Annotated in this window: 1 protein-coding gene; it reads right to left on the reverse strand. The window is 48.4% G+C overall.

The window, feature by feature from the left end; genetic code table 11:
* Positions 1 to 73: 73 nt before the first annotated feature.
* Positions 74 to 764 (reverse strand): STAS domain-containing protein (locus R7Q48_RS26800; protein ID WP_318133272.1); only part of this gene is annotated, 691 nt, incomplete at its 5' end.

The raw sequence follows: 764 nt of genomic DNA on the forward strand, positions 1-764 counted from the left end.
TGAGGGGGTTAAGGGGAAACAAAAAAAGCGCCGCTAAACAGACTGAGCAGCGCTTTCATACAGAACGTGAAAATTAAGCTGTCATTCGCTGGTAGTGATCCGATTCTACATGCGCGACAGCCGCATTCAAGGCCTCGTAGCGGAACTGATACATATTGTTGTCCGGCACTAGGTCGATGACATGAAACTTCTCGAGTTGCTCGCGAGTACGCTGATTCGGACACAACAAGTACACTTCACAGCGAGCATCTAACGCGTCTTTAATGGCGTTTTCGAGAGCTAGACCCACCGTAACATCCAGCATAGGAACATCGGTCAAATCCAAGATCATCACGTCGTAATCAGAAATACTAGTGTGTTGACGAGAAATGGCCTTAGACACACTGAAAATCGTCGGGCCAGAGAGATAGAAGAACAACACTCGCCCATTGGCGCGATCTAACAATCCTCGTTCACTGTCCGTAAGTGGCACATCATCTTCGTCGGCATCACTGATGGCTTTTACCTGACGAGCTTGTTCGCGACTCAAGCGCTCAATAATCATGATGTTTGAAACAAACACCCCCAAACCAACGGCCACAATGAGATCAACAAACACCGTCAGTAGCATCACGCCATACATGATCGCCATGCCAGAAAAACTGACCTTATGCGCGCGCTGAATAAAGCTCCAGTCTAAGATGTTAAAGCCAACGTACACCGCGATGCCTGCTAGCACAGCCATTGGGATAGGTTCGGTTAATCCACCAGCCACCAAAACAACC

This window comes from Vibrio sp. 378, assembly GCF_033339435.1.